This is a genomic window from Candidatus Cloacimonadota bacterium, assembly GCA_011372345.1.
Classification (GTDB): Bacteria; Cloacimonadota; Cloacimonadia; order Cloacimonadales; family TCS61; genus DRTC01.
Window position 1 is genome coordinate 1 of the sequence record DRTC01000178.1, and the last position, 10,323, is coordinate 10,323.

Sequence of the window (10,323 nt, forward strand, 5' to 3'; positions counted from 1 at the left end):
GTCGTGTGCTCCCATCATTCCGATTTCGTCTCCATACCAGATATGCGGAGTTCCGACATAAGTCATCTGGAAAAGAACTGCGAGTTTCAGTCTGGTTATATCTCCGCCAGCAGATTCCAGATAACGATGCGTATCATGACTGTCGATCAGGTTCATCATCACTTGCGTTGCTTGAGTAGGATAACTTAACAAGCCTGGTTTGAGATCGCGGTCAAAGGTTTTGGCAGAACATTTTCTCATATTGAAGAAACGCATGACCGGATCTTTAAAATAAGCGTAATTCATCACAGAATCGAAATATTCGTTGTTTACCCATTCGACGGCGTTACTCCAGAGTTCACCAACCAGATAAGCATCCGGTTTTACGGATTTAACTCTTTCGCGGAAAAGCTGCCAGAACCAGAACGGAACTTCATTTGGAACATCAAGCCGGAAACCATCTAGATCGACTTCACCGATCCAGTAATCGACCAGATCGAGAACATAATTTACAACTTCCCAGTTCGGATTTGCCTGATTAATGTCTTTGATCCCGTTTTCGGATGGATTCGGTTCTTTCAGGTCATAATTCAGATTCGGCATTTCACCAAATCCCCACCAGCATTCGTAATAATCGGAAGGTTTGAAATTTGAAGGTAATTCTTTCGGGTAAGGTTTATGCCATTCATACCAGTTATAATACTCCGAATCTTTTCCTTTTTCCTTTCCATCCTGGAAAGCCCAGAAAGTTTCGCCGGTGTGATTGAAAGCCACATCGAGAATTATTCTGATTCCTCTTTTATGACAATCCTGCACGAACTCCTTAAATTCAGTTTCCGTGCCGAAATGCGGATCGATCTTACGATAATCGGCAGCATCGTATTTATGATTGGATTTTGCTTCAAACAAGGGATTAAAGTAGATGACCGTAATTCCCAGATCGTTCAAATAATCCAATTTTTGTTTGACTCCCGCCACATCACCGCCGTAAAAACTGTTATAATCCGGCTGATAACCTTCATGATTTGGCTCATGAAACGGGCTTTTAGTAAGCCCGGAAACATCATACCAGTCATCCACAAAATGGAAATATTGTCTGTATTTTGGAAGTTTTTTACCTGGTTTTGGTGGAACATTAATTCCTTCATAATACCATTCGGAAAAATCCTGATCATTCTTCTTATCTCCATTATAAAATCGATCCATGAAGATTTGGTAAATGACGCCTTTTTTCACCCAATCCGGTGTAAAGAAAGGCTGCACATTTTCCTGAGAATAATGGAATAACTTATTCTTATCAAAGTTTCTGGAAATCTCTCCATTCAATAGATAATATTCATTTCCACCATCCTCAAGCACAAAACAGTAATCGAATTCTTCCTTCTCATTTTTCAATTTGATGATCTTGCGATAATAATCGAAACTGCCGTCACTGGATACCAGATCCATTGTTTCATTCTCGCGTTCGATTTTCAGATAAACTTTTTCCACATCTCCGGAATGAACTTTGGTTTTAAATTCGATCTCGGTTGGAGAAAGCGGATTGACTGTTTCCAGAGATTGCGAGGTAGGAATTCCATAAGTGAGGATCACACCATCTTTCTTTTTAAGTGTGACTTTCTCAAATTTATCATCAACGATTACAACCGAATTCTGTCCGCCAAATCCATCATCGATAAAAATCTCAGCATTTTTGTCTGTTACCCAGTTCATACCGTCTTCGAGGAATTTGTAGGGATATTCATCCGGTTTCAGAAGCATGGTCAGAGAAAAAGTTCCATCCTCGTTCTTCTCCATTTTATCTGCTTTCTGATTCCAGGCATTGAAACCGCCTACCAGATAAACTTCCTTCACAGGTTTTCCCGGATCATATTTGAATTCGACCTTACGCAGGGCATTTATTTCAGAACGATCTCCGACATAAATAACGGAATTCTGTCCACCAAATCCATCTTCGATGAATTCAACTGCATTTTCATCTGACAGCCAGTTGCCATCGACTACAAATTTGTAGGTGTATTTTCCTTTTTTAAGATGAAGAGTGGTCTCATAAAGACCGTTATTCTCTTCCATTTTATCCATATTAGGAGACCAGTTATTGAAATCTCCTGCTACATAAATATCGTGTTTTCCACCAATTAACGGCTGATACGAGAATTTTACCGGAAATTCACCGGTTCCGCTTTTCTTTTCGACTTTTTTAGTTTCTGTTTTTCCACCAACTGTAATCACTGAATTTTCTCCTCCGTATCCATCATCTTCTGTATCGGGATTGTTCGGATCAGGTTTCCAATCCGTTCCGTTCACAACAAATTTATACATATATTTTCCCGGTTTGAGATCGAGTTTGATCTTCCAATCTGAACCATCTTTAGTCATTGGATTTGCCGAAGCATCCCAGTTATTGAACTCTCCGGCAACAGAAACTGAAGTAGCAGAAGCATCGGAATAAACCAGTTCAATCCCTTTTTGGGAAACTTTCTCCTGAACTTGTTCAGTTGTCTTCTCATTTTTTTCGATTATTTCTCCTCCTTCGAACCCGAGAGTAGAACAACCGGAAATCAAGATTACAACACCTAAACTAAATAATATTTTTTTCATATTTTCTCCAGTATTTAATGAACAACTTGCCAAAGTTGTTCCTAATTTTATTCAGTTTTTATTATTCTAAATTTATTATAATTTAACAAGTAGCATCTTGTTTTACGGTTTAATATGCTCTCGAAAAAACAGTCGTGAAATTTATCTCCGTTGCCACATTGTTTCCATCTATTTCAATATCCAATTGCTGTGGGATCGTGTCATTCGACATACATCCTTCGGATGTATAATCTCCACCTCCGGCACTTCCGATGATGGCTATTACTGCTATTTTGTTTCCTAAAGGATATTCTCCATTCGGAAAGATCTCAGAGAAGGGCAGAGCAATCTCAATAACAGAATTGTTCAGGGAAATATCCGTATCGATTATATTCTGATCAACATTTTCAGTATCTTCCAGACTGACGACTCCGATATCTGAGGAAACCGCCCAAACTGAAAAAGCATAATCTGCCCTGAAATTTGATGGAGGATAAATATTCTTTCTTAAATGATCTCCGTAAGTTCCTCCATAAATTTCAGTAAAATCGTTTGTTCCTGTTCCGTCACCATAATCGATATCAAAATAAATATTTACAGTATTTCCTCCTGAATCGAATCCACCATCGACAGCAATGTATAAATTCTCATTATCACGGGCAATATAAAGATTTTCAAAATTATTCGATTCCGACCAACTTGAAGCGTGATCATTCACATAAGCAGATTCCCAGCCATCATCTATTTCACCATCGATGACGATTTCTTTGAATTCCATCGGTTCGATCAGTTCCAATTCGATCGTATCGATAATCGTTGTCTGATGTCCCAGCAGTTCGATATCCGTAATGTTCCGATCCTCATAATTATCTGCAGAAATCCTTAATTCATAAAGACCGGCAAAAAGTAGATCGAATCTGAAAAAGCCGGTAGTATCTGTTTGAGAAGTCGCTACTGCATCTACTTCATTCTGGTAATATAAAAAGACATTTGCACTAACAGTATCCGGTGAAGCATCTTGAAAGTTTACATATCCTTCCAGGGAAGAATTGGGAGCAAATAAGTTTACGGTATCTAAAATTGTGCTGCTATTTGCTGGTAAAATCAAATCTGTAAAGTTATGAATGCTGAAATTTTCAGCAGTTATTTTTACCTGGTAAATTCCTCCAGCCAACCTATCAACTGAATAATATCCAGCCGGATTTGTCTGTGTTTCTGCGAGAAGCATGGTTTCCTGATCATTAAATACTTGAATGTCTGCCTGTACGGAATCCGGAGATGAATCTTCAAAGATGACATATCCGGCAAGAGAAGAATTGTGATCGAATAAAGCGGTATTTGGTGTTTTATCACAACTGCTAATGATTACTAATAAAATTAAAATTATTAAATATTTCATTTTTATTTCCTTTTATTATTCTTGTTTCGAATCCTGTAAACTCCGAAACCTTGTCCCGAAGGCTTTCGGGAGTTGCAAACCTTCGCAATGGTTGAATCCCACTTCATAACTTTAAAACAATCAATATGTAGGTTCCGTTGTCAACTATCTATTTACAACCATCAACCATTCAACCATTAACCGTCAGCGATTACGGAGGTCTAATCCTGTTGGAATATATGAACGAGTTTCAGGATTTTAAATCGTTCCTCAACCATCCGTAAGGTCTTTATTTCACAGTTAAGATGGAATTATTCCCGCCATAACCATCATCTACAAATTCCAAACCGTTCGGATCGGTTACCCAGGTATTTCTATCGACAACGAATTTATATTGATATCTTCCTGGTTCCAACGGTTTAATCAATGACCAGATTCCGTCTCCGGCAACCTTATCACCATGAGTTCCATCATCAAACATGGGATCGACGGTCGAATCGTAAGAAGCATTACTGCTGGCTGTTCCTCCCCAGAGATTATCCGGAAAATCTCCCGCCAAGGTTACCAGACGAGCTGAAGGTGCTTCATATTGGAACAGAACTCCACCTTTGACTTGATGCGGAGGTGCTAATCTTTTTTTAATGAAATTCAGGGAGCAAGCGAATGAAAGCAGGATAAAAAGTGATAATGCTACCAAAAATAATTTGGAAAATACTAGTTCCAATGCTCCTGTGTTGGAATGATGAGATGGACGCTCCTGCGTTGAAATTGTTTTTGTGTATCGAAAAATTATTTTACGCAGAGCGTTTGAGAAGTGTGTTCCAACGCGGGAGCATTGGAACAAGGAGGACATCGAAAGTTTGATCTTTTTCATAAAATGAACTCCTAAAATGTGATAACAGCTTCTAATGTAATTCGTTGTTCCTGTTTCAATTGAGTTTCGGCATTCCTGATCAAATCTCCCAAACCGCGATAACTAGTTTCGATATAATCCGCAAAATCATCTGCCTGTTCCAGGAATTCTTCTCTTCCACCTTCATAAAATTCATCTGTAACGGAATTAAGTGTCCTGGGATTAACTCCCCAACCGAGAGATAACCTGATATTATTCGCTAAATGATACATTATTTCGGAATAATTGGCATAGAAAACATCAATATTTTCTTTAAAATCTGTTTTCAAACAAAGCACATCATCATTATAATAAGGAATTCTCGTATTGGAATATAGAGTCCATTTGGGAGAAATATCCAATTTGAAAATAACGATATTTTCGACATATTTGGGAACTTTCATAAAATCAAAATGTGCGAAAGTATTCTTCAATCTGAATTCAAAAGGAAATTTGATAATTTTATTTCTGAAAGCAAGATTCGATTTCCAGAGTAATCCCTTTTCATATCCGATAAGAGTATATTTCTCAAAAGGAACTTCCGAATATTCCTGAAACCAGCGCCCGTTTTCGTCGGTTCTCTCAAGATATTCGTAATAATCCGCCCAACCGACCAGGCTGTCAGGAAAGTTAATTGTCCAATATTGAAGTTCAAGTAAAGCAGAAATATTTTGGGTTTCAAAATCAGAACCAATTGAGAATTTGTTCCTTTTAAAATTTTCGGTAATTGTGTTTAAACCAGCATCAAGAGTGTCTATCTCCGTTACAATATTCCAATTGAGATTATTTTGAATAAAGTTGCTGTAAACTGATAATGCTAAGGGAAATTTTAGAGAAGAACCCAAATATAGAATACTTCCATCCATCCATTTATAATCTTTTTCAATATTTATGTCGTTTAAAAGGAATGGTGGTTCATAGGAATTTTTAAAATCCAAATACTCACTTTGGACCTCGAAATTCATCGGATTCGTCCATCCATTTTGAAAAATGTTTTTACTGATCGTGAGATCGATTTCTTTACTATTATGTTTTTGAATTAATCCGCTTTCGGTTGTTTTAAAGTTGAAGATCGAACTACCAAGAATAACATTCAATTCCCGGTTTTCTTTTTTTGACATATTAAATTTGAGTTTTGATCTTCCGGATAGAATATCTCCTTCCTCATCTTTAATATTTTCCGAGACAAGAAAATCAAAATCGAGATGTAAAGGAGTATGAGCGAGAATTTTATCAAAATAAGATTCGGAACTTTTAACAAAAATTCCCCGAAATCCGTAACCAAAATCATATTTATATTTTCCTTCATCTCCGATAATATGAAGCGGATCATCGGAAGTGTGAATTCCCAAATTATCAAAAGCATTTAAATGGAAATAATCGGTTTTTAATTTCAGATAGGCTTTTTTATAGGTGAAAAAATTACTTTGTTCATTATCGACCTTAAAAAATGTGCATCCTTCAAAATAAGAACTCATCCTGGTTTTAATTCCAAAATTCAGACTATGAACAGGTTTATCCAACATATAACGGTCTTTTTCTTTTCTATTAAATTCGTTTCTCGTATAATAGCGACCGCTTAAATAAACTTTTGGATTGAGCGTGGTTTTTACTCCTGAAATGGATAAAGCACTTTTCCTGATCATTTTTCCATTACTATCTATTTCAATAAGAGAATTCGAACCACCATAACCATCATCTGCTGTATTAGGATTATCCTGATCAAAAAACCAGTTTCCGTCCACCACAAATTTATATTGATACTCCCCTTTTGATAATTTGATAACTGTTTTCCATAAACCATTTTCGTCTTTTTTTAAGGGATTTCCGGTAGTATTCCAATCATTAAAATCTCCGGCAACAGAAACGCTTTGCGCATTGGGATTATCATAACTGAATTCGATCCCGGAATTTGTTTCTCTAACCGCAGAATTCAGATAATTGAAAATTATTAACGATAATATTAATATGAATTTGGACTTCATTAAAACTCCTTTTAAACCTCACCTTGATCCTCTCCTGAAAATCTATCCGTTAATTTACATCTTTTACGAAAGGATCGTATGCTGATTCCCACACCTAAAGGATTGGATTATTGATTATCACACAATTAAAACTTTTATCTTTTGTTTTTCCATTCAATTCAACAACTTTTCTTTTCTCTTTTTTTTCCTTTTCCTTTTCCTATAAAGCGGATGCAAGTTTATAAAAATCGTAATCATAATTTTTTAGCGATTTCATCTTTTACTCTCCGGAGGTCTGATAGTATTTCGTTTTTAGGAACGATAAAGACCTTTACCTCGATATTATCGGGAAAAGGTATATTATTTAATTCTAAATGACCGTTTACTAATTTTGTATCTACCGAATATTGATTCATTTTTAATTCCCCAATTATTTTTCATTCAAATCAAAAAACTTATGTTCGTTTCCCTCGTTCCCAAACTCCTGTTTGGGAATGCCAGGTTGAAAAACTCTGTTTTGAATTAATGATTATTACATAAATGAAACAGAGTTTCCATTGTGCTCCCAAACTGGAGTTTGTGAACTAACGAAACTTGCTCAGTTAAAAAACTTAAATCAAGACGGCTAAAGCCGTATTAATTCAAGTTTTTTTTAGAACCATCCCTGCACAAACATTCTGACATATTTCTGCATTGTTCCACCATTTTTGAAGTCATCATCATTTATCAAATTATTATCACCGATCCCGTTTGGACCATATTGAATATACAGGTTGCTGTTGCCGGAAATTTTATATTGGATTTCTCCAAAAAAAATCTGTCTTAATCCGAATCGCTCTTCCGAGATCAAGGCTCTGGTAAAAAGCCTTAATTTCTCGGATAAGTTTATGCTGCACTCGATACCTATCTGCTGTTTTTCCCAAAGGTCACCCCAATCTCTGATCATAAATTGAGTAAGAAATTTTCCGAGTCGATTCTCAACTGACAATTCGGTGAATAAATCATAATATTTAGCTGCTACTCCTTTATCTTCTTCTTTCCTTCTTTCGAGATAAACTTTGCCTTTAAAGCCGTTGATAAATTCCAGGTAAACTTCCGAATATAGTTTGTTGGAGGGATCATAATATTGTTTGTTTTGATAGATATTGGGAATATGTTTTTTGTATTGAGACCAGTTTAGAGTAACTGTTATTGCCCTTGTGGGAACGAGAAAATAACTATTCAGCCAGAAACCGTATTCATTATTTGGATTATCATCTTTATCGAAACTGGATTGAAAAGTTTCTCCATAACTCCAATAACCGGGAGAAAAATTCCAGAAACCAATATTAGAATTTCCAATTCTGAATCCTTTTATTTCACCTTTTAGAGCAATATTCGATTTTAAAATATCTTTAATACCTTCGATACTTGTAAAACCTTTTTCTCTAAATTCTTTATTTTTGGTTTGAAATTCTTCATTAAAGTAGTCATTACAGAAAGAAAATTCCGAATTGAAATCATACCTTCCCAGAGAAAATTTTATATCGGTGGCGGCAACTTCTTCATAATCCTCTTTTATTCCGGAAGGTCTGTTTCTCCTAAAATAAAACAATCCTCCAAACAATTTATTATTAAAGAATGATTGTCTTAATCTTGCTAGATGAATATCTTCTGCATTATTACCATTTCCCGAAAAATCCGAAAAAACATAAGAAGCACTTCCATTTAATGAATGCCAGAAATCAAATCGAACACCTCTTCCATTATCGTCATTCTTTACTTTATCGACATCGAGAAGTTCGAGCATGGTGCCGTCTAACCAATAATTGTCACTTCCTCGGAAAAAGAGTTTGGTTTCAAAGCCATTATTATTTCTTTCCTGTCTGAATGATAGTTGGGCATTATTCAAATATGTTGTATTATCTGTTTTGTAATAATACTTTGTGCCAAAAGAATCATAATCTCCGAAATTTTTATTTTGAAAGAAAAAATAAAGATGAGCAAACGGAAAAGGGTCAGCATATAATCTTGTATCAAATTTATAAAAAAGAGAACTTGCATCCCATTCATAATCTTCGGATTCTTTTTGATTTTCTATTATTCCTTCATAATATCCTTCAATTCTCATTTGAGTTCCGGATAAAATATTAAAAAAGAACAAATAGAGAAATATTACTACAATTTTTTCTTTCATAATAACTCTAATCGACCTTGAAGAAGGTCTAATTTTTTAAACAAACATTGCTATGAAAACATGAATTAAGTTTGTTTTAGCCGACTTGACTTAAGTTTTCTAATCCACTGAAATATTTCAACTTAACTCAAGACTGCGTCTTAAGTCAAGTTTCAATTTCAACCATTGCGAAGGTCTGCGACTCCCGAATGTATTCGGGACAAGGTTTTGTTGATCATCTGAACCAAAGAGGATTCTTTTTATAGATCTTTCTTTTAAGATCATTCCATTTGTCTTCTTTAACCCAGGGATATTTTTCATACCATTCCTTTTCTTCAGGTTCTTCTTTGATTTCTTCTTTCTTTTTCTTACCAAATTGAAATCCTAACGATATTCTGTAAGTATTTCCCAAAGCATCGTCTGCATAAACAGTTCCATCGAGATTCCATCTTTTTGTCTTTATGCCGAAACCGGCGGTAAGATTTTCATTACAATAACCGATTCTTGGTGCAAAAACCTCATAAAACCACATCTCACCACCAAGATGAAATTCTTCCGAGTTTTTATCCCAGACATAATCGAATAAAAGATTCAAGGAATTCTTCCAAGTATAACAGCATCCGATCGAGTACTTTCTGTAAATGCTGTTTTTTAAATCCATAAATTTGAATTTAGGTCGAGTTATATTTTTTACCGTAAATCCAACTGCTATTTTTTTTGTCGTCTGAATTAATATCCCCGAATCCAGATCAAAATTGGAAGGAGAATCCGCATTTTTATAACCCTTGACATTAACAAAATAATGCTTGGCACTAACTCCGATCCGAATCGGTATTTTATTAATCCAGAAAGATCTGCCGCTCGATAAGTAAATAACCTGTTCGGAATATTCTCCGAGAAGATTTACTTGCGTCCAACCTAATCCGATCGGTGAAAATTTAAATGGAAGAACAGCAGCAAACATTTCATTATAAAGATCATCGATCCCGAACAAATTCTGATGGGAAAAACTAAAGGAATATTTATCGATTTTTGTTATTCCTGCCGGATTCCAGAAAATAGAACTCGGATCATCCGCCAAACCAACAAAAGTATTTCCGAGAGAATAAGCCCTTGCTCCCCAATTCATTCCAATAAAGTTCGGGAACAAGGTGCAAGGGACAAGGAACAAGGAAAGGATCAGGAGGAACATTCCCAATCGGGGGATTGGGAACGATGATTGAAATCGAAGATTTTTTCTAATTTCTAATTTCCAATTTCTACTATCTGATCTCTGGCTTCTAATTTGCAAAATCTTCATTTTATCACTGCAATCGCTTTTTTCTGATTTAATTCCCCGGTACTGGAAACTATTTTCAGAATATAAATTCCAAAA

Annotated in this window: 6 protein-coding genes; all 6 read right to left on the minus strand. The window is 35.6% G+C overall.

Translation table 11 applies throughout. From position 1 onward, the window contains the following. Window positions 1–2,580 (minus strand): hypothetical protein (locus tag ENL20_03430; protein ID HHE37609.1); only part of this gene is annotated, 2,580 nt, incomplete at its 3' end. A 109-nt stretch (window positions 2,581–2,689) separates the two neighbouring features. Next, window positions 2,690–3,958, minus strand: a complete 1,269-nt coding sequence (locus ENL20_03435) for a hypothetical protein (GenBank protein HHE37610.1) — start codon at window positions 3,956–3,958, stop codon at window positions 2,690–2,692. 268 nt (window positions 3,959–4,226) lie between these two features. Further along, on the minus strand, window positions 4,227–4,811 hold the full coding sequence (locus ENL20_03440) for a hypothetical protein (protein HHE37611.1): 585 nt from the start codon (window positions 4,809–4,811) through the stop codon (window positions 4,227–4,229). 11 nt (window positions 4,812–4,822) lie between these two features. Next, the gene (locus ENL20_03445) at window positions 4,823–6,814 is read right to left on the minus strand and encodes a hypothetical protein (protein ID HHE37612.1); all 1,992 of its coding nucleotides are present in this window, start codon (window positions 6,812–6,814) and stop codon (window positions 4,823–4,825) included. 631 nt (window positions 6,815–7,445) lie between these two features. Beyond that, entirely contained in the window at window positions 7,446–8,969 is a 1,524-nt protein-coding gene (locus tag ENL20_03450) for a hypothetical protein (GenBank protein ID HHE37613.1), read from the minus strand. A 214-nt stretch (window positions 8,970–9,183) separates the two neighbouring features. Next, the gene (locus ENL20_03455; GenBank protein ID HHE37614.1) at window positions 9,184–10,248 is read right to left on the minus strand and encodes a hypothetical protein; all 1,065 of its coding nucleotides are present in this window, start codon (window positions 10,246–10,248) and stop codon (window positions 9,184–9,186) included. Window positions 10,249–10,323: the final 75 nt, after the last annotated feature.

Excerpts from the sequence above, each read along its gene's own strand:
- ENL20_03440 (HHE37611.1), bottom strand. The coding sequence starts at position 4,811 with ATGAAAAAGATCAAACTTTCGATGTCCTCCTTGTTCCAATGCTCCCGC.
- ENL20_03450 (HHE37613.1), bottom strand. The coding sequence starts at position 8,969 with ATGAAAGAAAAAATTGTAGTAATATTTCTCTATTTGTTCTTTTTTAAT.
- ENL20_03455 (HHE37614.1), bottom strand. The coding sequence starts at position 10,248 with ATGAAGATTTTGCAAATTAGAAGCCAGAGATCAGATAGTAGAAATTGG.
- ENL20_03445 (HHE37612.1), bottom strand. The coding sequence starts at position 6,814 with ATGAAGTCCAAATTCATATTAATATTATCGTTAATAATTTTCAATTAT.
- ENL20_03435 (HHE37610.1), bottom strand. The coding sequence starts at position 3,958 with ATGAAATATTTAATAATTTTAATTTTATTAGTAATCATTAGCAGTTGT.